Here is a 25396-nt window from a genome sequence, read left to right as displayed (position 1 = left end):
CAGAATTACACATCATTGCGACATTCTTGAAACTGGCAATGATTCTTACCGTTTCAAGCATCGAAAACAATGCATAAAGACCGATTAACCAACTAAACAAGGTGGAAACTTTTCGACGCCGATAACTGGAAAATTTTCAATGCCGATTGACACCAGTAGCCATCGGCTTGTACTTTAAATCGGGTATTGTTCACCCAATTGCCCAGATGATGTTCAGTGCCATTAATCTTGTCCAGATAAACCGATGATGGTAATCGTGAGCTAATGGCTGTGTGGTGGATGATACGATTTCTGCGTGTATAAAATATACGCAGTGTTTCAAAACGCGGATCGCGAAGAATCTGCGCCATTACTGCCAACTCATGCGCAGATTTGATTCGCCGGTTCAGGAGTGTGGTTCCACCTTGTTCCTTGAAGTCCTTTGGGAAATTACAACCCAGTATCGCGCCACCTGCCCATCGAGCTTGAGCTTCGAGCAGTTCGATGTAAGCGTTTCTACCGGTTTCTTTTTGCGCTTCGCTGGTATCGGGACGAGTTTCAATATTGTCATAGAGATCACCTGTATTGGGTCTGGATGAATTTACAGGAATAGCTTGTTGATTGGCACGCATGATTAATCCTCCTGTCGGTGTTAAACCAATGCCCGTTTTTTTGCTTTTGTTTTGGTTTGTGGTTGGTCTTGGGTTTTGGCCTGTTGAAGCTGGGATTGGTGTTTTTGAATTGTATTTTGCTGAATTGCTTCCTCGATTGCTGCACCCACCTGTCGCTTGACGGCTTGCAGCCCCAATGCGCTTTTATTGGCCAGGTCGTTAAAATCACTCAATTTTTGCGATGTTTGTTCATTGAGCGCAAACACCGGAAACACCGCAATACCATTGACTTGTTGTGCTGCTTCTTGCGCTTTTTCCCTCCCGGTGTTTTTACCGTTGAGTGCGATTAAATGCTGATCGTCATCACCGGCAATCACAATGGGTTTGTTGGGATACTTGTCATGCAGTTGTTGTGCTACCGGTATAAGATTACCCGAATCGAATGCCGCCACAACCGGACAATTCATGGCCTGTGATACGGTATCGGCAGTGGAATAGCCTTCAGCAATGATGATGGCTTTGGTTTTGTCAAGTTGAGCAAGTCCCGTCAGTTCTTCGCTGTTGCCACTCACCACATGGAAGTGACCTTCCTTCTGACTGCCTGCAACAAAGAGTTTAGTGCCATTCGGCTGTATCGTCTGCGCACTCCAGAGTTTTCCTTGTGTATCATAAATCGGCAGCAGCAGATCACCGACAACAAATACAAGACTGTCAGGATGTTCATCACGCACCGTTCTGACTTCCTGCCTGTCCTGACAGATTTTGACGATGGAATCTTGTGGTAGACCATCCGTATTGTGTGGCACGACTTTTAATCCGTTCGGCCTTGCGTTTTTATCCTGCAAATAAGGATGATCAGCATTTGCAGGCGGTGCAATGGCTAATAATTCTTTGACGGCTTCTGCTACTTTGACGTACTGTGTCTGTTGCCCGGCTTTGCGTTCCTGTTGCTTGATCGCAACCTGTGCAGCAAAAGCCGCCTTTTGCGCTTCGGTCAATGAATAACCTTTTGCCTTCCAGCGTATCTCGACTTTGGTGCGATGATTATTAAAATATCCGGCTGGGTGACCGTCCATATGCACCACATAAAAACCGGATTTTTCACCGGGTCGATCTCCTTCTACCTTGATACGGTGTGACAGTCCATCCATGACAGGATGATTGCCGTCCACAATACAACCGTTGTCACGAAGCACAGTAGCAAATTCAGTTTGTGCATCGATGGCGGGATTTTGTTGTACGGTAACATTTTCCGGAAGCCAGCGCTGCAATGCACGGATATCTGCGTTTTCACCCACATACCACGCTTTGGCTACCTTATCCCAGCGTGCACCGGCAGCTTTGGCCTGATCTTTTTCGCTATACGGCACAGCCAGGTATTGGCGTGATGCATGTGATGTATGTTCACTTTCTTTAACAGTATGTTGGTTTCGATCTTTTTGAATCGACTCGTCCGTATTTTGTTGAACGGTATTGGTTTGATCGGTTTCCATAGTCTGCCTCCTTTTGTTAAAGTCTGCATCGTTTTGCATGGCCAGTGCTTCAGCGTGTTTGCGCTGTGCTTTAGCTACGTCAATTTCTTCTTCAGTGCTGCGTGGATTGTTACGAATCCGCAATTCATCAATGCGGGCAAGTTTTACGGCTTTTTCATATTCGTTGCGCTCGGACATGGCATTGATCAGCACGAGTTTCTCAGCTGTATCGACAGCCTGTTGTTGCACGTCGAAATCCGCCACCCAGGCCCAGGTCTGATCATTGCGCTGTGCGTAAAGCCCGAAGAATTCAGGTTCAATGCCTAATTCTTTTGCCGGTACAACATTGTTTTTACCGTCATCATTCTCATTTGTTTCAATTACGTTGCCCTGAATCTGCACACGTCCGTTCCAGTCGGCAGGGATGGACAAACCCAGTTTGTCCTGTGACGTTTCTTCAAACTCGAGATTGTCGATGCTCAAGTTCCTGCAGAATTTGAGTGCGTCGGCAACCAGATACAGGGCATTCTGTTGTTGTGTTGGCAAGTGCTCAATCAGTTTTTGCAGTTGCCGGTTGTTGTGCTGTGCTACTGTTGCAAGATCGGGTGCGAGATTAGCGGTATATGTTGCGATATTTTGTCTGATCTCATCCATTTTAATAGCCTCCTGTTCAACCAATTCCTGTTGTCTGGCAAATGCCATTACATAGACCTGGATTTTTTCTGCATCGGCTGCAGCACGGAATATTTCTGTGGGATCTTCTTCGAGTGCCTTGATCCATGATGCGACGTACGCGACATGCTGACCGGGATCGTGACCGATACCCAATTCATGCCCGAGTAACATACTCGCAATCTCGGCACGCAATTCTTCGCGCGCATAGCCTTCACTACCAAAAGGATGTGCGAGATCACGGTTCAAACGCGATTCATGACCCGTCCAGTGGCCGAGTTCGTGTAATGCTGTGGCATAGTAGCGATCCGGTGTTTCAAACTGGTGTTTGTGCGGCAGGTGTATCCGGTCGGTTGCTGGCAGGTAAAAAGCCCGGTCATATTCACCGTGTTCAATTGCGGCACTGGGCGCTTGCAATATCAGTTCCGCACGCTCAATCGGGTTCCAGTTAGGTGGATCGATGATCAGTTCGGGTAGGTTGTCTATCTGCTCGGCATTGAATACGGAGGCATAAAACACGCGTGGCCGTTCAAGCTTGACGGTTTCCTTGACTGGCTTGCCTTCACTGTTAAGTATCGTTTTGCGGTTATCGTCTTTTTTGATACGTTCATCGGTAAACTTCCAATATTGAATCCAGGTGCTCTTTTCACCTTTGCGTACCTGGGCTCCCAAACCGACAGCCTGTTTATAGGTTAGCCAGCGTGGATCGGCATAATCCTGGCTCATCAGATACAAGGCATTGATGCCCCGGTAGCGTTTTTGAGTAGTTGGGTTATGCGGAAACGATAACAACGGGTCGCCCGATTGCCAGGGTTTTTGCCATGGGGCTGTGCCTTGTTTCAATTGCGCGATCAGACTCTCGGCAACCTGTTCATGGTAGGCTTTTCTGGATTTGTCCATGTTATTGCCCTCCATCAACGGAATGCGGTTGATCGATACTGCTGTCTAACGCATCGTTTTCACTCAATGCGTCTTCTTTGAATGCGCCGAGCAGCTCCGCTTCATCAGGATCGAACTCAGCCTGGAATCCCGGTGTATGTGTATCAATCAGCTTTTGCGCTACCACCTGACGGCGCATTTCCCGATCATTCAGATTACTATCAGCGATATCTGCAATAGCCGCGATATCCAAAGTTGACGGAATATCAGGTGTATCAAATTTCTTGTCATCATCTGCAGGATTATTCATGGCAATCACTCCTCTTGAAGATTGAAGGTAAAAACGGGACGCACCACATGCACAATCTGTGCATGGTCGATGACGCCAAAGTAGCGTGCATCAAATGAGTGGGGATTCAGATCGGATAACAGCAGGTATTCAGATTCACCGAGTACCGCATTAAGCCGGTATTGCGGCAATGCGGCCCCATAGACATCGGTGGATAGCGGTACGCTGTTCGGCAGCCATTGGCCATTAACCGTAATACCGGTTTCATCAATCAAAATCGTATCACCGGCAACAGCATGCACGCGTTTGAGTAGTTGACCATAACCGCCGGGACAATCTCCCGGATTGAAATAGCCTCTGACTACAGCCCAGTCAAACACATCGCGTTGCGGTGGACAGAATGCAACGTATGCACCTTTTAAAACCGGTTCATCGACAATCCGGTACAAACCAACCGGCAAGCTCGGTGTGGTGTTGATATAAAATCCGCCAATCCGCAAGATAATGCTCAGCACAAACAGAACGATACTGAGAATCAGCACGCTAATTGCCAGGATTTTGAACGGCTTGTTCATGATCACAATCCAGAAGTGCCAACACCTGTGCCAGTGCCAGAATCAGCACCGGCACCATCAAAAGAGCCGGTCAGCCGGTCGCTCGATAACGGTGGGTCAACTTTTGCGCGTGCGGCAAATACTTCATCCTGGAAGTACAACGGCTGTACACCGTAAATCGCAGGGCATCCAGCAACATAGATAATCATATCGCCCGGTTTTGTAATTCTGCCGCTGGCATCTTTGGTTGCACCCGGCAAGCGCATGCTTTCATCCGGTGTCAATAAAGCACGCTGTGTTTCCTGCAGTGTGCGTGTGACATGGCCGTGCATCATTGATGACCGTCGACCACTCGTGGTGATCTGCTCCTTGATTACCGTGGTTTGGCCGGTGAGTTTGGATAAATGTTCTGCGGTTTCAATCCGATTGGGTGCAAATGCGGTCTGGATATGACAGTTCGATGTAATCGCTTCATCATGGCCGTAACCGGATTCCCGACTTTTAAGTTGATTTATGTCCTGACAGATCAGATACGCCTTGATACCGTAACCGGCAATAAACGCCAAAGATTCCTGGAAGATTTCCAGTTTACCCAAACTTGGAAACTCATCGAGCATGAGCAGCAACCGGTGTTTGAAGTGTGTTACCGGTTCGCCATTTTGAAATGCCATCTGACCGGCCAATTTCCTGACGATCATATTAATCAGAATACGGATTAATGGCCGCAAGCGTGATTTGTCGTTCGGGTGTGAAACAATGTAAAGGCTGACAGAATTATTCTGGTGCATTAAATCGCGGATACAAAAATCCGAATCGCTGATATTATTTGTCACAACCGGATCGCGATACAAAGCCAGATACGATTTCGCAGTCGATAACACACTGCCTGCTTCTTCCTCGGGTCGATCCAGCATGTCCTTGGCACTGGCTGCAATAACCGGATGCGCATTGCCATTTTCCGGCATGATCATTTCCATCCAGAGTTCACGGATATCACGATCAGGATCGGACAGTAACGCTTCAACTGCCGGTAACGTTGGAGAAGTGCCGTCACATTCCGATTTATGCAGCACATGCAAAATCAATCCGACCAAAAGCGCATGTGCAGTCTTCTGCCAGTGGGTCTCCAATCCCTTACCGTCTGGATCGACGATCAGATTTGCCAGGTTTTGTACATCGGCGACTTCAGTGCCGCTGCCGATAATGATTTCATCAAGCGGGTTCCAGTGACAGCTTGTTGTGGATGCCGGATCGAACCGTAACACGTTATTGTTTGCATAGTGCTTGCGCCATCCTGCAGTCAGCGCCCAGAGTTCGCCTTTAAGGTCGGTAATGACGGTACTTTGTGTCCATGACAACAAAGTCGGAATCACTAGGCTCACACCTTTACCGGAACGCGTCGGTGCAAAACACAGTACATGTTCCGGGCCACTGTGTTTGAGATAATGTGTTTTGCCGGACTTATCACGCCAGGCGCCGACATAAACCCCTTCACCGCCTTTGTTCTTTCTGGAAGACAACAAACCGGCTGCTTCGATATCCTTTTTGTCCGCCCATCGCGCTGAACCGTACAGATTCCGGTTCGCTCGAGAAGAATTGGCAAGCATCATCTTGACGATCAACACCAGAATCAATCCGACACTGGAAAACAGAATGCCGTAACCGGCGGCTAGGTCGAAGATGGCAGGGTATTGGTCATACCACTGATTACTCCACACAAGAATCGACCAGGGTACATAGAGTTGATTAAAATGTGCCCCGAGCTGGTCCTGATAATTGAACCGGTGCGCAAAATATTGTGTGGCTACCTGGAACCCGCCAATCAAAAAAACAATGGCGAGCAAGCGTATGATCAAAGCATCTTTCTTTGCGTTTCTGTTTTCCTGGAAACCGGGATTGTATTTGTTCATCACAGACTCCTTCGGCACATTGAAGTTTTGGATCGTTTTTGAAATACAATTTGTCTCGATAATTGCCTGCGGTGCAGTTCAAGTTCCGGATCATCGAAAGTGACATGGATGCGGTTTTGAACAGCAGCCTGCACAACAGACTTTCTAAAATCATCCGAACCGTTCACCGACAAGTGATTGCCGTACTTGTCGATAGCAAACTGCAGTACATCAGCCAAAGAATCATCTACATTATGCTTAGTGACAAACAACCGTTTGCCATCATCACGCACAGCCGAAGTACCGGTTTTGTAAAACACCGTGCCATCTTTGGTTATGGACTCAATTTTATCTGTTCTGGACTGATTGTTATCATATTCAATGCCCGCAAGATGATCACCCATAACTGCGCCACTTCTGTCGCCTCTTTTACTTCTGGCGCGCAATACCGCCAGCGCTTCGGTATTGCCGTTTCTGGCCTCAACAGTCAGCCAGTCGAGCCATGCCATTCTGCGGGAATCGGCTTTTAATTGTGCATAGGCTTCATGGTATTCGCGCTTAACTTCATCCAATGTTGTTTTGAATTGCAGGCTGATGGTTGCATACAAGGCTTTCTTGCCAAGCGGCCCGGTCTGCACATGTTTAATGATGCGACGCTTTGATCTTGCTTCCTGTTTGGCCCGCTCAATCAACAGGTCGCGCTGCTCCCGTAATTTGAGCCACTGTTCTTTGCGTAATAAAGCTGCATTAGCTTGTTGCTGCTGGTAACGTTCATGCAGTCCGGAAGTATCAACATTGTTTTGCAGCGGCTTAGGTTGATAGTGCTTGGCTTTTGATCTTGGTGTTTTGGCACTTTGAGTATTGTTTTGTGGTGTATCTAAAGCTGATTCAAAAGCACCCAGTCGTTTGATCAGATTCGGTTTCGATAATGACCGGTCTACGGAACTCGCTTTAACAGCAACACCATTGTTGGAAACAAACACCAGGCCGTTGCCACGTTCCCTGATTTCCAGACCATGGTTTTGCAGCACCAGATGCAAATCCTGCCATGCATTAACACGCTTGATGTCATCAAGGCATTCGCGCTTTATCCAGCCCAATAAGCTCTCGACACCAGCTTTGGCTTCGATGTCTTGTATGATTCGCTCTGTTTTATCAATTCTGGTTTCATGATTGACTTGGGTCAATCCGTATTCCTGTTCGATCTGTTCGCAAAGTGTCGCAACTTTCTTGTAATCGTAATAGGGATTGTGAATCGTCAGTTTCCTTGGATGAATCTTGTTGATCGCAATATGGATATGCAGGTTATCAGTGTCGTCATGCACGACGCTGATACGCTGATGCTCATGAAATCCCAATGCTTCACAAAACCGTTCTTCTATTTCATTCAGTTGATCATTGGATAATCGTTCACCTTCAGGAAAACTCAGTACCAGATGACAGGTTTTATCGGATTTGGCACGCTTGTTCATTTCCTGCGTATTCTGAATTTCCAATAGTACAGATATCAGTTCATCGGTGTAGCAGTTTTTAACTGATACTTGCCCAATACGCTCGGTTTTGCCTCGCGGGTCTGTTAAATACTTTACCAAAGCAGAGAAGTTGCTTTTGCGTATCGACTTGATGGGAATGATTTTAGCGATCATGGGTTTTAAGCGGCTTAAGTAAGTTTGATTATTCCGAATATCATTTCCTGAGCTTGATGATTTCGTTGAGCATCGCGCTTTGTGTCTCCCGGATTGCGTCCAGTGTCATATGTAATTGTGATTTGCCGATGTATTTCGTACGCCGGTCATTGGTGAGCCACAACTTGATCAATCCACCAAGCCGCCCCAAGTCGGCGTTAATTTTAAGCAGCGCATCCACCTGCCGGTTATCGATAACGCTGGGCACGGTATAACCCAGGCCCAGATTACGCAGATACTCGGCAATCGTTAAACCCGCTTCGGTTGCTTTTGCTTTGATCATCGCTTCTTCCTCCGGCAATACAGGAACTCTAAGGCGCTTGTCCCGTTTTGTACGTTTTGCGTACTTTGTTCCTTTATTAGCATCTACAGTCTTCTGTTTATCACCACTTCTTTGGCGCTCCAAAACTGTCATTTCCGCTTACCTCGTAGAGCAAGATCAACGTTGAGCAAAGAATTTGCGAATAAAGTTTGCGTGGAGATGGCCATCTCCACATATCTTGCCCTGTTGTGTTAGTTTTTTAAAATATACTACCACTATATTATAAGTTTGCACACAGTTTATTTTCGTTATATTATAATTTCAACCACTTTAAAAATGCTTTCAAGAAGCTTCTTTCAAGTAAAAGAAAGTACTTTTGAAACAAAAAGAAAGCAAAGAAAAGCAAAAGAAACGGATAGAAACTAAATGAAACTAAAAGCAACTTCAAGGCAAGTAAAAGAAACTTGAAAATGGAGTGGGAAATTTTTTTAGAAAAAAATAGAAAAACTCAAAAAAAACATTTCCGCCAAAGAATAATTTGATATGGGGAATATTGTGATGACCAAAACCTTATCAGAACGTATCGCGCTATTTACAGACAAGCACAAAAACACTGGTAAACAGTTTTTGCCGGTTTTTATCGCATTGAAATCGGATATCGAACAGGCATTACAGGACGGCTGGACGGTGCATCAAGTATGGATCACGTTGCATGACGAGGGAAAGATTAAATGTTCGTACCAGTGGTTCAGAACGTTGGTTAATCGCCATATCGCTGATGACAGTAAACAAAGGCTGCGCAATGTACCAGGAAAATCAGCAACCACTGATCAGGATGGATTTCGTTTTAATTCTGTAACTGAAAAAGAGGAGCTTATCTAATGGCCAAGATACATATGATTCTGCAAGGCAAAGGGGGCGTTGGTAAATCGTTCATTTCATCGACATTGGCACAGCATAGGATCGCCAAAGGTAAAAATCCTTTGTGCATCGATACTGATCCGGTCAATGCCACGTTTTATGGTTTCAAAAAACTCAATGTTAAGCAGATTAATGTGATGAATAACGATGAAATTGATCCCAGGAAGTTTGACGATTTGATCGAACTTATAGCCAATACAGAAACCGATGTCATTATCGATAACGGTGCGAGCACCTTCGTGCCGATGTCGCATTATCTGATCAGTAACCAGATTCCGGCATTACTGCTGGATATGGGGCATGAACTGGTTGTTCATACCGTGATTACCGGCAGCCAGGCTTTGCTTGATACGCTTAACGGTTTTGTGCATCTCGTGAAACAGTTTCCAAAGGAAGCATGGTTTGTTGTCTGGCTCAACCCTTACTGGGGCGAGATCACCATGAACGGCAAACAATTTGAGGAGATGAAGGCATATATCGACAACAAAAACAGAGTATCAGCGATTATCAGAATCCCGCACTATAAACCGGAAACCTTCGGCAAGGATTTGAGTGAAATCCTGCAATCGAAATTCACGTTTGACGAAGCGCTTAAAAACAGCACGCTACCGGTTATGGTTCGCCAGCGGTTAACCATCATTAGAAGACAACTGTTCACCAATCTCGAGAACGTGGCTGCGGTTTTGTCATGAACAACGACAGGCTGGATGCATTGATCAAACGAATCGCGTCAGAACACGGTATTGTTCTGACAAAAGATGATCCGGTACTGATGATGCATACGCTCAATGAAGTCTTACTGGAACAAAATGAAAAAGCGCATGCTGAACTGCTGAGCAAATATGAAGCGATTCTGCAGGAAAGCTTTAATCAATGGCATACAGTTGCCAGTAAAAAAACGAATGCACTGATTAATGCGCATCAAAATAATTCTGGTAGAAACCATGACCCAGTCACAGATCAGCATATGCAATTGATCAGCGAAAAAATCAGATTCGCAATTAATCAAGATATTCGTGGACTGGCCAGAATTTCTAGACAGGCAGCCATCATGAATTTGCTGGCTGCCGTTCTGGTTCTAGTTTCAGTGGTAATTTTTGTATTCATGCTGTTATAGCTTTTATTAAAAGGTTGAATAACCTATGAAAACCTTAAATCTGACAGAAGCGGCTCAGTTTCTAAAACTACATCCTGAAGAAGTGCGCCGCCGCGCCAAAGCCGGAATTATTCCCGGCGCCAAATTAGGAAAGCGCTGGGCATTTATTGAAGATGACCTTGCCGATCATATCCGCTCGTTATATGCTTGTACCCGGCAAGCGTTGCAAGTGGGACATGAGGAGAAAAAATTATGTCACTCTTTAAACGCGGTAAAACGTGGTGGATTCGATTCACCGCACCAAGCGGCGAGCGCATTAGATGCTCTGCTGCAACAGAAGACAAAGCCCAGGCGCAGGAATTCCACGACAAGCTGAAGGCAGAGTTTTGGCTGGTTCAAAGACTGGGCAATAAGCAAAAGCGCACATGGGATGAAGCGGCGTGCAAGTTTTTGTTGGAAACTCAACACAAAGCTACGCATGAACGCGACAAAGAAAAATTGCGGTGGTTACAGCAATTTTTACGCAACAAACTATTGAATGAGATTGATCGCATGCTGATAGATCATATTGCATATACTAAAGCTAAAGAAACTAGCCCTTCAACGGCGAATCGGCATTTGGCATTGATACGTGCAATTCTTCGCAAGGCATGCTACGACTGGGAATGGATCGATAAGGTTCCTAAAATCAGATTATTTCCGGAACCTAAACGTCGGGTGCGCTGGCTTACACCAGAGCAGGTCAGGGTGCTTCTCAACGAACTACCTACTCATCAGCAGGATATGGTGATTTTTGCTCTGACAACCGGGTTAAGGCAATCCAATGTTTTGAATTTAGAATGGAGCCAAGTTGACCTTGAGCGTAAAGCAGCATGGATACATCCTGATCAAGCAAAGGCAAGAAGGGCTATTCACGTCCCGCTAAATTCAATAGCTCTGGCTGTTTTATACCGCCAGATTGGAAAACATCCAAGCAGAGTATTTACCTACAAAGGGCGCTCAATTTCTTGGGCAAATACCAGTGCATGGAGAAATGCTTTAAAAAGAGCCGGAATAGAAAATTTCCGCTGGCATGACCTTCGCCATACCTGGGCAAGTTGGTTAGCCCAGCAGGGTGCACCAGTGAATGTATTACAGGAACTCGGCGGTTGGGAGTCAGAAGAAATGGTCAGACGGTATGCTCACCTGTCAAAACCTCAGCTTTTGGAACATGCCGAACTCGTCTCTAATGTCTTTATTGGCACAAATCTGGCACACCCCAAGAAAAAAGAGGCCAGAGAAAATCTCTAACCTCTTGATTTTATGGTGGGTCTGGTTGGACTCGAACCAACGACCAAGGGATTATGAGTCCCCTGCTCTAACCAACTGAGCTACAGACCCGAATCACATTATTTTATCCGCTACTTGTATCCAAGAAACTACGTAATCTCTCAGAACGCGCGGGATGACGCAATTTGCGCAAAGCTTTGGCTTCAATTTGACGTATCCGTTCACGCGTTACATCAAATTGTTTACCTACTTCTTCGAGCGTATGATCTGTGTTCATTTCAATACCGAAACGCATTCGTAACACTTTGGCCTCGCGCGGTGTTAAGGAATCAAGTATATCCTTAGTTACCCCTCTCAGGCTAGCATAAACTGCTGCATCGGACGGGGCCATTGTAGCCGCATCTTCGATAAAGTCACCCAGATGGGAATCTTCGTCATCCCCAATTGGCGTTTCCATGGAAATGGGCTCCTTTGAAATTTTCAGTATCTTGCGGATTTTTTCTTCCGGCATTTCCATTTTTTCAGCAAGTACTGCGGGCTCGGGCTCTTGCCCGGTTTCTTGCAGAATTTGTCGAGAAATGCGATTCATTTTGTTGATGGTTTCTATCATATGAACCGGAATCCGAATAGTGCGTGCCTGGTCCGCAATGGAGCGTGTAATCGCCTGTCGTATCCACCAGGTTGCATAGGTAGAAAATTTGTAACCGCGGCGATATTCAAATTTATCGACCGCCTTCATCAGGCCTATATTGCCTTCCTGAATCAAATCGAGAAATTGCAAACCACGGTTGGTGTATTTCTTGGCGATAGAAATGACCAGGCGCAGATTAGCTTCTGTCATCTCCCGTTTAGCACGACGCGCCTTGGCTTCCCCGGTTGACATTTTCCTGTTGATTTCTCTGAGGTCTTTAATTGAAATCCCTATCGTTTCTTTAAGCGACAACAATTTTTGCTGCTGTTCAATAATTTCCGGCTTGTAGTGCTCCAAAGCCTGGCTATATGGTTTGGCGGCGCTGATTTCCTTGTCAATCCAGTCAAAGTTTGTTTCATTACCAGGAAATGTTTTAATGAAATGACTACGTGGCATTTTCGACCTGGATACACAAAGTTCCATAATCTTACGTTCGTAGCTGCGCACATCACGCACCAAGCTGCGCTGTGTATCACAAAGTTTCTCAACTAATTTTGCTGAAAAACGGATGCACATCAACTCATTGGAAATTTTTTCCTGCAAATCCTGGTACTTGCGGCTTGTAGGGCCTTCTTCTTTGAGAACTGTTTGCATATCCGTGTAAAGTTCACGAACTTTCCCAAAATGTTCTAAAGCGCCGGCTCTTAGTTTCATCAAATCAGCACTGTCGATTGTGCTGCCATCCTCGGATTCATCATCTGAATCGTCATCATCGATGTCGCCGGAATCCAGATCGGAGCCCAATGACTCGCCCACCATTTCCTCGTTAACAATCTCAGAATCATCGGCATCAACCAGCCCATCAACCACTTCATCAACGCGCAACCTGTCATTTTCCACTTCTGATGCGAGTTTGATAATCTCCGCAATGATTGGTGGACAAGCGGAGATGGCTTGAATCATGTGTCGCAACCCGCCTTCGATTCGTTTGGCGATCTCAATTTCGCTTTCTCGGGTCAGCAAGCCGACCGAACCCATTTCCCGCATATACATGCGCACCGGATCGGTTGTCCGTCCAAATTCTGAATCTACAGAAGACAACGCAGCTTCCGCTTCTTCTGCAACGTCTTCATCAGCTACAGTAGTTGCCGCATCTGACATTAACAATGTTTCAGCGTCAGGTGCTTCATCATGGACAGAAATGCCCATATCGTTAATCATGCTGATAATGCCTTCTATCTGTTCGGCATCCAGCATATCATCGGGCAAATGATCATTAATTTCTGCATATGTCAGATACCCGCGTTCTTTACCGAGCACAATCAGTCTTTTCAAGCGCATGCGCCGCGCTTCTATATCTTGTGCCTGCAAATTATTTTCAGGTGACACAGCTGCAGATTCAAGACTGTTGAGCTGCTCTGTTATTGCGGCAGCTTTAGATTTTTTACTGACTCTTGTTTTTGTTTTTTTCAGGGTCTTGGACATTATGTCTTGTGTAACGGTTTTGGATTCTATATTTTCTACTGAATTTCTGGCTTTTTTTCTCGCCTTTTTCGCTGCTGATGATTGAGCTTTCTCTGTAGAATCCTGGGCTTGATCATCAACTAGTACGTTTTCCCCTTCATCAGCTTCAACAACAGGATTTTTTGTTGCTGTTCCACTCGTTTTATCCGGTTTTGTCTTTGACATATACATTACCAAAATTGGATGAATTAATTAAAAGTATAAAAGCCGAAAGCGTCGGATTATATCAAAATTCTCACTTACAGGCATTTTGACGATACATCTATGCCACTAATCTTCCGGTATTTTGTATACCGCTTCTGCCTAGAATACAAACCACCATCAATGCAATAGCATATCAATCATATCATGTAACCATTAGTGTGCAGTCAGGCGCTGGAGTTCGCGCTTTTCTTCATCAGTTAGCGATCCTAAAGGTTTGTTATGCAATTCTTTCATTCGATTTTTTCGTTGTATTTCCCGCAGTTTTTGGATTACCCCGTGAAATTCAGCTTCAAGATCCATTCCGTCGTCCCAATCCAGTATCTCGCTCTCGATTTTTTCCAAAAATACGCGATAAGGATTATCTTTTAAATATGAAAGAATCGACAATGCCGAGGAACTGTCAACAATATCGGGGCGATTGGTTAAAAAATCAACCAGATATTTTAAAGCGCCCAGTTCTTCATTATTTTCATTAACCAGCACCAGCGATTCTTTTTGCAGATCATGGAAAAATCCAGGATTATACATTAACAATAACATCAACCGGCGATAGGGGGAAGCAGGCTGTTTTCGCGGAGCGTTCCTGTTCACACGGGCAGAGGGAATTTGCTTTATCTGTAGTAGCGACGCCAGCTCATTCTGGTCCAGACCACTCAATTCCGATAACCGTTTTAACAACAACAGCACCAGCGCCGGTGCTTTGATTCGCTGCAACAGCGGCTTTGCTTCATGAATTAATCTTGCCCGGTTTTCATTCGTTTGCAAGTTTTGCCCGTTCATCAATGTCTGCAGCAAAAATTCAGATAACGGCGTTGCTTGTGCAATATGGTGTTCAAAAATCTCTTTTCCGTTCTGTCTTACAAAACTGTCTGGATCCTGACCATCAGGCAGAAATAAAAATTGTATGGTGTTACCATCGGTTAACAGTTCAAGGCTGTTTTCAAGTGCACGCCAGGCAGCTTTTTTACCGGCACTGTCTCCATCAAAACAAAAAACAATGTTATCGGATTGGCGCAACAGTTTCTGAATATGAACGCCTGTTGTCGAAGTACCCAATGTCGCAACGGCATTTTCAATATCATACTGTGACAATGCGACAACATCCATGTATCCTTCAACAACAATGACATAACCTGCCTCGCGAATCGCCTTGCGTGCCGAGAACAGGTTATATATCTCCTGCCCTTTTACGAACAAATTTGTCTCAGGCGAATTAAGATACTTCGGCTCCCCCTGTCCGATAGCGCGCCCCCCAAAAGCAATAATTTGACCTTTCTGATTCAGGATTGGAAACATTATTCGGTCTCTAAAACGATCATACCGATTTCCATCTTGACCCGAAATCACCAGCCCTGCTTTTATCAGTTTCTTTCCTGTGTTCTCAGATCTGTAATCGGTAAACAAGGCCGATAGTCCTTGCCAGTCATCAGGGGCATAGCCCAATCCGAATCGCGCGGCTGTTTTTCCGCTAACTCCACGGTTTTTCAGGTATTCGACAGCCTTTCCTGACTGCTTCAGTTGTTCCCGGTAAAACTGGGTCACCGAACGCATAGTCTGAAGTATATCTTGCGGGTCAGATTGTTCGGCAGTATCGAACACCTCACTAGAGGAGGTACTCAACTGACCCGTTCGTTTTTCCTGCTGAGCAGGTACCTGCATACCTACGGATAAGGCCAGTTCACGAACAGCTTCTACGAAGCTGATTCCACGATATTCAATCAGAAAGCTTATGGCATTACCATGAGCACCGCAGCCAAAACAATGGTAAAACTGTTTGACCGGACTGACTGTGAATGACGGTGTTTTTTCACTGTGAAAAGGGCAGCAGGCGACGTAATTTGCGCCGGCTTTTTTGAGTGAGACATGGCGGTCGATTGCATCTATGATATTGACGCGGTTTAGTAAATCATGGATGAATATCTGCGGAATCATCTCTTTCTCTATCGGTCAAGTTCGTCCGGTAAAAACGACAAACTGACAGATTTACTATAATACAAGGATAAATACTTGGCTATCCTAGCCGGAAATTTTTGCTTTCACAATTGCCGATACTTTTGCCATATCGGCACGGCCTGCAATATTGGATTTCAGGATTGCCATGACTTTTCCCATATCCTGCATGCCTTTTGCATCAACTGTTGATATAGCCTCAGCAACCAGTGTTTCTATTTCTTCATCCGCCAATCCCTTGGGCATATACACACTGAGTATGTTAACTTCTTCTTTTTCCGCAGCAGCCAGATCGCTGCGCCCGGCACCTTCATATTGCTCAATGGAATCCCGGCGCTGCTTTAACATTTTCTCAATTACAGTTACGATCGCAACATCATCCAACTCCTGGCGATCATCGACTTCCCTTTGCTTGATAGCCGCCTGTAAAAGTCGAATAGTATCACGCTGCCGAGTATCGCCTGTCCGCATTGCTGCTTTCATATCATCGGTAATTTTCTGTTTAAGACTCATGTTCCATGCTGCTGTTTGCAGTCTATATTAAGCACAAATTCAAATTAGATATATTGACAAAGTCCCATAAGAATTCTGAATAGTAAACCTTGATCAGCCATAAAGCTATTATTTCAAGCCACAGCAGACTATTGCGGGCTAAACCTCAAAAACTTTAATAAAGCTTAGGCGGCAAAAGCTGGCTACGAAGTCGTTTATAATTACGTTTGACAGCAGCCGCTAATTTACGCTTGCGTTCCGCTGTTGGTTTTTCATAGAATTCACGAGCACGTAATTCAGTCAACAAACCGGTTTTTTCAATTGTTCGCTTGAAACGACGCATTGCTACTTCAAAAGGCTCGTTTTCTTTGACTTTGATGGTTGTCATAAATCTTCAGTTTTCTCCTGTCTGTTAATAACTATCAATATATCCACCCGGACACACCAAAAAGCCTTATATACTATCATAATTCAATAAAAAAAACATTTCTCATGATTATCTTAGGTATAGAAACGTCATGCGACGAAACCGGTGTCGCACTATACGACACAGATCGCGGTCTTTTAAATCATTCATTATTTTCACAAATCAGCATGCACAGTGAATATGGCGGTGTCGTGCCGGAACTTGCCTCCCGGGATCACATCAGACGCATACTGCCGCTTATTAAACAGGTACTGAACAAAGCACAACGAGAACTCGACGATATTAACGCAATTGCTTACACGAAAGGACCGGGACTGGCGGGTGCCCTGCTGGTAGGCGCCAGCGTGGCGGCAGCACTGGGTTATGCGTTAGATATTCCTGTTCTAGGCATCCATCATCTTGAAGGACATCTGCTCTCACCACTGTTGTCAACGCCCGCACCGCAATTTCCTTTTATTGCATTGCTGGTTTCTGGCGGCCACACACAACTTATGCAGGTCAATGGGGTCGGACAATACCGATTGTTAGGCGAAACGGTAGATGATGCCGCCGGAGAAGCTTTCGATAAAACTGCAAAACTGTTGGGGCTTGCCTATCCCGGTGGCGCGGCCTTATCCGAGCTTGCCGGGCAAGGTCGATCCGGCAAATTTAAATTACCCAGACCCATGCTCAATAGCGGTGATCTTAATTTCAGTTTCAGTGGACTCAAAACCGCGGTACTGACTTTGATTAACAAACAAAGTATGGATCAGCAGGTCCGGGCCGATATTGCACTGGCTTTTCAGGAAGCCGTTGTTACTGTTCTTACCGAAAAAGCGCTTACCGCGCTATCGCTTACCAAATTAAATCGGCTGGTTGTTGCTGGCGGCGTCGGTGCCAATCATCACTTGCGCAAACACCTTACGCAAAAAGCTGCACAGACTGGTGCAACGGTCTTTTATCCTCGGTTGGAATTTTGCACTGATAATGGCGCCATGATCGCATTGGCCGGTGCGATGCGAATGCAAGCAAATGATACAACCACTAATGATCTAACAGGCAGTTTCACCGTACGCGCACGTTGGAATCTATCTCAGTTCCAAAACGATACTTTTAACAGCTAAATTAATATGTTAATTTATTTTTTGGAGATCAGCGCTTCGTATTTTGCGCGCAACTGCGATTTGCTTTCAACGACGTCCGGATTGAGAATGATGCAATCAACCGGACAGACTTCCACGCATTGCGGCACATCGTAGTGGCCGACACATTCGGTACATTTCCTGGAATCGATCATGTAAATCTCTTCGCCTTGTGAAATAGCGTCATTTGGACATTCCGGCTCACAAACATCACAATTAATACATTCGTCCGTTATGATTAATGCCATTTCTACCTCTAATAAACAGTTATTGTCTTACGATTTTATCGTGCAGTCGTTGCGCAACAATCGGGTGCACAAATTGATCAGCCTTACCTCCAAGTAACGCAATCTCCCGGACAATTGTTGCTGATACAAACATAAACTGCTCACTTGGTGTCATAAATAACGTTTCTACATCAGGATACATGCTGCGATTCATGCCCGCCATTTGAAATTCATATTCAAAATCTGAAGCTGCGCGCAATCCGCGCAAAATAATTCGACAGTCATGTTGTCGTAAAAAGTCCATTAGCAATCCTGAGAACGGGATCACCGCCACATTATTACAATCAGAAAAAACCTGCGTGGCCATATCCACGCGTTCGTCCAAAGAAAAAAACGGATTTTTTCCACTACTGTCAGCAACAGCCACAATCACTTCATCAAATAGATGTGAGGCGCGCCTGACAAGGCCTTCATGCCCCCGCGTTACCGGATCGAAAGTTCCAGGATAAACGACTTTATCCATAATTATTCAACATTCCCGACAATTCCAGTAACTGATAATTCACCTTGCCTGCTTTTCCTTTACGCCGTATATACCACAGTTCATCGGACATAATGCATTGATCACCTTCGAGATATACCATCCCACCCTGTTCAAGTCGTTGCGGCAGCTGTGACAATATACAGGACTGCAATTCCAACCGATAAGGAGGATCAATAAATACAAGGTCGAATCGCCGCCTGTCTGCTGCCAGGAAAGTCAATGCGTCCATCTGTATCAATTCGACATGATCCGCTTTTAATACTTTTTTGTTTCTTTGCAGCGCCTGAAATACGACTTTATCCGATTCTACCATCACCACCTTTGCAGCACCACGCGAGGCCGCTTCAAAGCCTAACGCACCGCTACCTGAAAAAAGATCAAGACAACGTAGCCCGTTTAACTCCTGACCAAGCCAATTAAACAGCGTTTCGCGCACTCTGTCGGGCGTTGGACGCAAATCGGATCGAACAGGAAAGTCGATCACACGGCTACGCCAACTGCCGCCGATGATACGCACCTTACCCTGACCTAACCCCATAGCATAGCTACGTTATTAATCAATAGCCCCAACGATGACAGTCACCATATTCTCCGGATGAATACGTCGAGAAAACGCGTCTTTTATTTGATCTGTAGTCACTGCTTCTACCGCTATTAAATAATCATCAAGATACGTCAGTGGTAGATTATAAAAGCCAATCATTGCAAGATAGCCCAGAATTTTTGAATTGCTGTCCAGCCTTAATGGAAAACCGCCAATCAAATTCTGTTTGGCCGCGATCAATTCCTGTTCGTTCGGTCCTTCGCTAATAAAATTTTTTAAAACTGATTGCGTCAATGCAAGCGCATCTTCCGATTGCTCTTTTTTTGTTTGCAGACCGATTTGGAACGGTCCTTTCTCGCGCAGCGGAGAAAAAAAGCTGTATACACTATATGCCAACCCTCTTTGCTGCCGTATTTCCTCCATTAAACGCGATACAAAACCGCCACCACCTAAAATGTAGTTACCAACGAGTAACGGGAAATAATCCGGATCACTTCTGCGCATGCCCGGATAAGCGATCTGAATATGGCTTTGCGATGCCGGATGGGCAATTCGTCTTATCTGCCCATTTGGGTCCTTAACAGGCGGCACTGGCTTGCTGACAGCTTTATCCGGCAGATGTGCCGTTAATGATTCAGCAATACGAGTCGCCTCCTGCTTACTTATATCACCAATAATAGCTATTACAGCATTGGAAGCCGCGTAGTTAGATTGATAGAATCTGGATAAATCCTCCTGTTGCAATGTAGCTACGGTTTCTACCTCGCCCGCCCCATTTAGTCCGTAAGGATGCTCCCCATACAGCATTTCCATAAGCGTGCGACCCGCCATGTAATCCGGCTTGGTACTCGATTCTTTGATACTGGCAATGATTCTGGTCTTCTCGCGCCGAAGAACATCCTGCGGAAATTCAGGATATTGTATTACCCGGGAAAAAATATCCAACGCCTGTTTTCGCTCGCGCGCATGACTTAATGTTCGTAGCGACATTCCCGCGCGATCGGCATCAAAATTTGCGCTCATTTGAGCGCCCACATCAGCGAGTGCGTTAGCGATTTCGTCTTCGGACATACCACCGGCACCGAGCTTTAACATCCGTCGCGTCAAATTTGCCAAACCTGATTTCTCAGGCGCGTCTTTACTACTTCCAGCGGCAAATTCAACGCTGATATCAACAATTGGCAAGGCATTATTTTCAACAAAATATACACGTGCACCAGTAGAAGTCTGCCAGAACTGAATTGCAAGCGAAGCTAATACACTTTGCGAGTAAATACTGATCAATAAAACAAAGATATATTTTTTCATATGCATAGTTAGCTCAGTAGCGTGTTGACATGGATCAGCCGCTGTTTCGCAGCCCTGAAGTCACACCATTAATTGTCAGATGAATTGAACGTTTTACCTCATCGCTGTCTTCACCGGACCGATACCGTCTTAGCAATTCCACTTGTAAATGATTTAACGGGTCAATATAGGGTGTACGATTATCAATACTGCGCGCCAGCGTTGGATTATCCTGCAACAGTTCAGTATTGCCGGTAATGGCGAAAAGCCATTTAATGCTGCGATCCCATTCTTGCCGGATACGCCCAAAAACATGATCGCGTAAAGCCGAATCGGAAACCAGTTCCGAATAACGGGAAGCAATACCCATATCTGTTTTGGCCAGCACCATATCCATGTTCGATAGCAATGTTTGCATAAACGGCCATGTTTGATACATCTCCTGCAATAACGCCAGACCATTTCCGGTTTTATCTTCCTGCAAGAAAGCTTCGACAGCCTGCCCAAAACCATACCACCCGGGAATCATGGCACGATTCAACCCCCAACTGAAAACCCATGGAATAGCGCGCAAATCCTCAATCTCATCTGAAGCCTTGCGGGATGAAGGTCTGCTGCCGACGTGCAGTCCGGAAATTTCGCGAATTGGAGTTGATTCCTGAAAATACTGTTTGAAACCGGGCGTCTCAAATACCAGGCTCCGGTAAGCCTTGAATGAGTGTGCTGCAAGACTTTCCATAGCCTGGTAATAGCGTCCTGCATTCTCCCCGATGGGATCATTTCCCAGTAGGGTCGATTCGATAGTAGCGGCAACCAGTGTCTCTAGATTACGCCGACCGATTTCTGGTTCAGCATATTTACTACTGATAACCTCGCCCTGCTCTGTGACGCGAATCTGACCATTCACACTGCCTGGCGGTTGTGCCATGATACCCTGATAGCTCGGGCCGCCCCCCCGGCCAACCGTTCCACCACGCCCATGAAAAAGTCTTAATTCGATTTGATGCCTGGCAAACACTTTGGCCAGTTCAATTTCAGCTTTGTAGATCTCCCAGTTGGAAGTAAGGAAACCGCCATCTTTATTACTGTCCGAGTATCCCAGCATGACTTCCTGCACATTGCCACGCGAAAAAAGAAGCTTTTTGTAGTATGGCAAAGAAAACAGTTGATCCATAATATTACCGCAACTGCGCAAATCCGCTATGGTTTCGAATAAAGGAATAATATTTAACCCCATGTGCGGATTTTCACCGGCCTGCAGCAAGCCAACCTCTTTTAGAAGCAACGCCACTTCCAATACATTAATAATATGCGTGGTCATGGAAATGATGTAATTGGGAATAGCTGCATGACCGAAACGTTGATGAATTTCTGCGGCCATTTGCAGGATACGCAACTCATTCTGGGTAGATTCAGAATATTCCAAATACGGCGAAAGCAATGGACGCGGACTACTGATTTCATCAAGCAGCCATCTAACGCGCTCATCCTCAGACATCGCGAAATAATCCTCTCCATGCGTTGCCTGCTCATACAGTTCGGCCACAACCTGCTCATGCACTTTACTGTGCTGACGCATGTCCAGCGGCGCCAGATGAAAGCCAAAAACATCCGCTGCCCGTCTCAAGTTACGCAAAGCACCTCGCGCTATCCAGTTTGCCTGATGATATTTGAGCGACTTAATAATCGTATCGAGATCATGCACGAATTCAGCACAATCGGCATATGGTGCAGCACCATCTACCAGTTCTTTACGCCAAACAGTATGGCCCAGCTGCTGACTGGTCGCCAACAGGCGTGCACTAATACCAATAAATGCACGGCGATACGGCTCATCTATACGGCAGGCAGGCACTTCCGGACATGCGGCTGCCAGCTCCTCCAGTTCATCGGTAATATTAATCAACCGCTCAGCAAGGCTCATGGTATGGCCGATTCTTTCCACTTCCTCGATATAATAATCGAGCGCCAGCGCCGACTGCTGCTCAATTGCGTACAACATCACCTGATGTGTAACAAAAGGATTGCCATCTCTGTCGCCGCCAATCCAGCTGCCAATGCGCAGAAATGAATTTACCCGGGGAGCTTTGTCGCCCATATGACGTTCCAGAAGATTCTCAATCTTCGCATAGATATAGGGCACTTGAGACAAAAAGGTGTAGCTGTAATACGCCAGACCATTATCAATTTCATCATGCACCGATAAACGTACAGAACGTAACATGCGTGTCAGCCATAAAATCTGAATCATGGTGCGCAAATTTTCTTCATTCTGGCGCATTTCATTCGGTGTTAACTGCGTCAGTGCACGCTCTTTCAATAAACGCTCTATTGTCAGCTGACAATCCAGGATACTTCTACGCTGAACCTCAGTGGGATGCGCAGTCAGCACCGGAGAAACAACCGCTTTTGAAAAAAACTTGGCCAGTGATACGCTATCGATACCGTTTTCCAATACCCGTTCCAACGCCAGCGTTACACTGCCGGCCTGAGGTGGAGAGCCCGCGCAAAGATGGGCGCGGCGGCGGCGATTATGGTGTACATCCTCAGCAATATTTGAAAGCTGAGAAAAATAACTGAATGCCCTTACGACCACAACAGTTGCTCTGTTGCTGAGTTTTGTAAGTATCTGATCCAGCTCCTGTCGTGCCTGTGGATCCTGTTCTCGGTGAAAACGTATGGCAGTTTGCCGGATTTTCTCAACCAGATCGAAAGACGCTTCTCCTTCCTGCTCCCGCAAAATTTCTCCCAATATGCGGCCTAATAAGCGAATATCTTCTCGAAGTGGCAAATCCTTATCATCTATGGATTCGTTTAGTGGATGATTTTCTAAACCTACAATATGCATACTGTTTCTTCGCCTTTACATTAAAATTTTTCAGATAATGCTTTTAATCAGTTCTGGAACGGTTTGTGTTTGTCCAAGCGAACGTGGCTCATGCTAAAATAACTACCGATCAATCGAGAAAACTTTTCATTTTTATTATTTTTTTTACTGCATGTCCAGCTCATTCTCCATCCCAAAACGCATTACTATCGCGTCCCGTGAAAGTCTGCTTGCTATGTGGCAAGCCAAACACATACGACAATGTTTGATCCAATTATACCCGCAAACCGAAGTTAACATACTCGGCATGACAACCCAAGGGGATCAGATACTTGACAAGTCCTTATCAAAAATTGGCGGAAAAGGTCTTTTTATCAAAGAATTAGAACAGGCCCTTGAAGACGGTCGCGCCGATATTGCTGTACACTCCATGAAGGACATGCCTATGAATGTACCCGAGGGATTTATTCTGGCGGCTATTACTGAACGCGAAGACCCCCGTGATGCGTTCGTTTCCAATCAGTATAAAAACCTTGAGGAACTGCCGTCGGGCAGTATAGTCGGCACATCCAGCCTGCGGCGAGAAAGCCAGCTACGCGCACAATTTCCCCATTTGAATGTCAATCCGCTGCGGGGAAATGTACAGACCCGTCTGCGCAAATTGGATGAGGGTCAGTATGCTGCAATTATACTGGCAGCCGCTGGACTTAAACGTCTGGAATTGTCAGACCGCATCACAGCATTGCTAAATCCCGAACAAAGCCTGCCCGCAGTCGGACAGGGCGCTTTAGGCATCGAATGCCGTCATGACCGGCCCGATCTTGTTGCGCTATTGCAACCTCTGCATCATCACAAAACAGCTTACTGCGTACAGGCGGAACGCGCGATGAGCCGTGTATTGGGCGGCAGCTGTCAGATTCCACTGGGCGCATTCGCAGAAATCGAGAATAATCAGTTGAAACTACGCGGCTTTGTAGCCAGCCCGGACGGCACACAATTTGTACGTGATGCGGTAAGCGGAAATCTGGAAAACGGGGAAGAAATGGGTAAAAATATGGCGCAAAACCTGATTGCACAGGGTGCTGATAAAATTCTTGCCGCCATCGAAACACAGCACAGCTGGTGACAATGAATCAGGCATCCAGGCCACTGCACAAAATCAATGTACTAGTAACCCGGCCTGAGCATCAGTGTGCTTTTTTGGCTGAAAATATCCGCAAAATGGGCGGTAATGCTGTCATTTTCCCGGTATTGGAGATAACTGACATCAAAAATAAAAAACCATTACTTGACCTCATCCAGCAGCTGGATACCTTTGAATTGGCAATTTTTGTCAGCCCCAATGCCGTCCACAAGGCCATGCCATTGATTCGATCACGCTACAAGACACCAGGCCCGTTGCCAGCACATGTAAAAATTGCCGCTGTCGGTAAAAGTACTGCACACGCACTAAAGGAATATGGTGTTGATCATGTCATCACACCAACAGAACGTTTCGACAGCGAAGCATTACTTGAACAAGATGCATTACTACACGTATCTGGAAAGCGCGTGATTATTTTTCGTGGCAATGACGGACGGCCGTTACTTGGCGAAACGCTGATTAAGCGTGGTGCATTGCTGGAATACGCCGAATGTTACCGACGCAGCAAACCGGATATCGACCCCAGCGAGCTTATCTCAAACTGGTCTCAGGGAAAAATAAATGCCGTTGTTATCACAAGCTCCGAAGGATTGCAAAATTTATTTGACATAATTGGTTCCCATGGCCAACAATTGCTGAAAATAACACCTGTATTTACTGCACACGAACGCATTGCCAGTATTGCGCGAAAAGCCGGTCTCAAGACAGTAGTACAGACTGCGGAGAGCGGCGATGAAGGTATACTGCAGGAAATGCAGGAATATTTTTGTGTTTATAACAAATAATAATTGTTTTTCTGTAACAATATTGTTCACATGAAACAGGGCTGGAATGCTTCATGCGAACAAACCAGGGAGCATCAAACGTTGTGATCGATTGATATACTAACTAGTAAT

The 25396-nt window shown here is 45.7% G+C and carries 24 protein-coding genes and 1 tRNA gene; 8 read left to right on the top strand and 17 right to left on the bottom strand.

Features of this window, described 5'->3' with window-relative positions; translation table 11 throughout:
* Positions 1–92: 92 nt before the first annotated feature.
* Genes BMX44_RS10685 through traJ form a run of 7 tightly spaced genes read right to left on the bottom strand, consistent with a single transcriptional unit; the run spans position 93 to position 8445 of the window.
* Positions 93–611 (bottom strand): hypothetical protein, encoded by a 519-nt coding sequence (locus BMX44_RS10685; protein WP_177167731.1) that lies wholly within the window; start codon positions 609–611, stop codon positions 93–95.
* Positions 612–631: 20 nt separating this feature from the next.
* Positions 632–3634, bottom strand: coding sequence for a zincin-like metallopeptidase domain-containing protein (locus BMX44_RS10680; protein ID WP_090632771.1), 3003 nt, complete (start codon positions 3632–3634; stop codon positions 632–634).
* Position 3635: 1 nt separating this feature from the next.
* The gene (locus tag BMX44_RS17260; protein WP_090632769.1) at positions 3636–3923 is read right to left on the bottom strand and encodes a hypothetical protein; all 288 of its coding nucleotides are present in this window, start codon (positions 3921–3923) and stop codon (positions 3636–3638) included.
* Between the two features lie 5 nt (positions 3924–3928).
* On the bottom strand, positions 3929–4477 hold the full coding sequence (gene traF / locus BMX44_RS10670) for a conjugative transfer signal peptidase TraF (RefSeq protein ID WP_090632767.1): 549 nt from the start codon (positions 4475–4477) through the stop codon (positions 3929–3931).
* Positions 4478–4479: 2 nt separating this feature from the next.
* Positions 4480–6366 (bottom strand): type IV secretory system conjugative DNA transfer family protein, encoded by a 1887-nt coding sequence (locus BMX44_RS10665; RefSeq protein ID WP_090632764.1) that lies wholly within the window; start codon positions 6364–6366, stop codon positions 4480–4482.
* Positions 6366–7991 carry a TraI/MobA(P) family conjugative relaxase gene (gene traI / locus BMX44_RS10660; RefSeq protein ID WP_090632761.1) on the bottom strand — a complete coding sequence of 542 codons (1626 nt, stop codon included), beginning with the start codon at positions 7989–7991 and terminating at the stop codon, positions 6366–6368. Before traI ends, BMX44_RS10665 begins: the two co-directional genes overlap by 1 nt.
* Positions 7992–8031: 40 nt before the next feature.
* Positions 8032–8445 carry a conjugal transfer transcriptional regulator TraJ gene (gene traJ, locus BMX44_RS10655; RefSeq protein WP_090632757.1) on the bottom strand — a complete coding sequence of 138 codons (414 nt, stop codon included), beginning with the start codon at positions 8443–8445 and terminating at the stop codon, positions 8032–8034.
* Between the two features lie 405 nt (positions 8446–8850).
* Between traJ and BMX44_RS10650 the strand changes: the two genes are divergently transcribed.
* Genes BMX44_RS10650 through BMX44_RS10630 form a run of 5 tightly spaced genes read left to right on the top strand, consistent with a single transcriptional unit; the run spans position 8851 to position 11599 of the window.
* The gene (locus BMX44_RS10650; RefSeq protein ID WP_143056919.1) at positions 8851–9174 is read left to right on the top strand and encodes a TraK family protein; all 324 of its coding nucleotides are present in this window, start codon (positions 8851–8853) and stop codon (positions 9172–9174) included.
* A complete protein-coding gene (locus BMX44_RS10645; protein ID WP_090632754.1) occupies positions 9174–9905 on the top strand; it encodes a nucleotide-binding protein in 732 nt (243 codons plus the stop codon). The genes BMX44_RS10650 and BMX44_RS10645 overlap by 1 nt, the downstream gene beginning before the upstream one ends.
* Positions 9902–10330: a conjugal transfer protein TraM gene (locus tag BMX44_RS10640; protein WP_090632752.1), complete on the top strand. Its 429-nt coding sequence runs from the start codon at positions 9902–9904 to the stop codon at positions 10328–10330. The genes BMX44_RS10645 and BMX44_RS10640 overlap by 4 nt, the downstream gene beginning before the upstream one ends.
* A gap of 25 nt (positions 10331–10355) precedes the next feature.
* Positions 10356–10685 carry a helix-turn-helix domain-containing protein gene (locus tag BMX44_RS17255; RefSeq protein ID WP_090632750.1) on the top strand — a complete coding sequence of 110 codons (330 nt, stop codon included), beginning with the start codon at positions 10356–10358 and terminating at the stop codon, positions 10683–10685.
* Complete coding sequence (locus tag BMX44_RS10630) at positions 10595–11599, top strand: tyrosine-type recombinase/integrase (protein ID WP_143056920.1); 1005 nt, start codon at positions 10595–10597, stop codon at positions 11597–11599. Before BMX44_RS17255 ends, BMX44_RS10630 begins: the two co-directional genes overlap by 91 nt.
* 13 nt (positions 11600–11612) lie before the next feature.
* Here BMX44_RS10630 and BMX44_RS10625 read toward each other — a convergent pair.
* From BMX44_RS10625 to rpsU, 5 genes are all read right to left on the bottom strand, one after another.
* A tRNA-Ile gene (locus BMX44_RS10625) sits at positions 11613–11689 on the bottom strand.
* A 13-nt stretch (positions 11690–11702) separates the two neighbouring features.
* A complete protein-coding gene (gene rpoD, locus BMX44_RS10620; protein WP_245738907.1) occupies positions 11703–13550 on the bottom strand; it encodes an RNA polymerase sigma factor RpoD in 1848 nt (615 codons plus the stop codon).
* 540 nt (positions 13551–14090) lie between these two features.
* Positions 14091–15869, bottom strand: a complete 1779-nt coding sequence (dnaG, locus tag BMX44_RS10615; protein WP_090632746.1) for a DNA primase — start codon at positions 15867–15869, stop codon at positions 14091–14093.
* A gap of 84 nt (positions 15870–15953) precedes the next feature.
* Positions 15954–16400: a GatB/YqeY domain-containing protein gene (locus tag BMX44_RS10610; protein WP_090632744.1), complete on the bottom strand. Its 447-nt coding sequence runs from the start codon at positions 16398–16400 to the stop codon at positions 15954–15956.
* A gap of 154 nt (positions 16401–16554) precedes the next feature.
* Positions 16555–16767 (bottom strand): 30S ribosomal protein S21, encoded by a 213-nt coding sequence (gene rpsU / locus BMX44_RS10605; protein WP_090632742.1) that lies wholly within the window; start codon positions 16765–16767, stop codon positions 16555–16557.
* 104 nt (positions 16768–16871) lie between these two features.
* On the opposite strand from rpsU, the gene tsaD reads away from it, so the two are divergent.
* Complete coding sequence (gene tsaD / locus BMX44_RS10600) at positions 16872–17909, top strand: tRNA (adenosine(37)-N6)-threonylcarbamoyltransferase complex transferase subunit TsaD (protein ID WP_090632740.1); 1038 nt, start codon at positions 16872–16874, stop codon at positions 17907–17909.
* 14 nt (positions 17910–17923) lie between these two features.
* Here the strand turns inward: tsaD and BMX44_RS10595 are convergent, their stop codons facing one another.
* From BMX44_RS10595 to ppc, 5 genes are read right to left on the bottom strand one after another with little or no spacing between them, the layout of a single operon-like run.
* The gene (locus tag BMX44_RS10595) at positions 17924–18175 is read right to left on the bottom strand and encodes a YfhL family 4Fe-4S dicluster ferredoxin (protein WP_090632738.1); all 252 of its coding nucleotides are present in this window, start codon (positions 18173–18175) and stop codon (positions 17924–17926) included.
* A gap of 19 nt (positions 18176–18194) precedes the next feature.
* Positions 18195–18677, bottom strand: a complete 483-nt coding sequence (gene coaD / locus BMX44_RS10590) for a pantetheine-phosphate adenylyltransferase (protein WP_090632736.1) — start codon at positions 18675–18677, stop codon at positions 18195–18197.
* On the bottom strand, positions 18670–19236 hold the full coding sequence (gene rsmD / locus BMX44_RS10585; RefSeq protein ID WP_090632734.1) for a 16S rRNA (guanine(966)-N(2))-methyltransferase RsmD: 567 nt from the start codon (positions 19234–19236) through the stop codon (positions 18670–18672). Before rsmD ends, coaD begins: the two co-directional genes overlap by 8 nt.
* 15 nt (positions 19237–19251) lie before the next feature.
* Positions 19252–20556 (bottom strand): M16 family metallopeptidase, encoded by a 1305-nt coding sequence (locus BMX44_RS10580; protein ID WP_090632732.1) that lies wholly within the window; start codon positions 20554–20556, stop codon positions 19252–19254.
* A gap of 28 nt (positions 20557–20584) precedes the next feature.
* Complete coding sequence (ppc, locus tag BMX44_RS10575) at positions 20585–23377, bottom strand: phosphoenolpyruvate carboxylase (protein ID WP_090632730.1); 2793 nt, start codon at positions 23375–23377, stop codon at positions 20585–20587.
* A gap of 151 nt (positions 23378–23528) precedes the next feature.
* Here ppc and hemC point away from each other — a divergent pair, with 151 nt between their 5' ends.
* The gene (gene hemC, locus BMX44_RS10570; RefSeq protein WP_090632727.1) at positions 23529–24482 is read left to right on the top strand and encodes a hydroxymethylbilane synthase; all 954 of its coding nucleotides are present in this window, start codon (positions 23529–23531) and stop codon (positions 24480–24482) included.
* 2 nt (positions 24483–24484) lie between these two features.
* The gene (locus BMX44_RS10565; protein ID WP_090632725.1) at positions 24485–25285 is read left to right on the top strand and encodes a uroporphyrinogen-III synthase; all 801 of its coding nucleotides are present in this window, start codon (positions 24485–24487) and stop codon (positions 25283–25285) included.
* Positions 25286–25396: the final 111 nt, after the last annotated feature.

The sequence above is a fragment of the Nitrosomonas marina genome, assembly GCF_900110145.1.
GTDB classification, from domain to species: domain Bacteria; phylum Pseudomonadota; class Gammaproteobacteria; order Burkholderiales; family Nitrosomonadaceae; genus Nitrosomonas; species Nitrosomonas marina.
The sequence above is the reverse complement of the archived record's forward strand: the minus strand, read 5'-3'. Positions and strand labels throughout refer to the sequence as shown.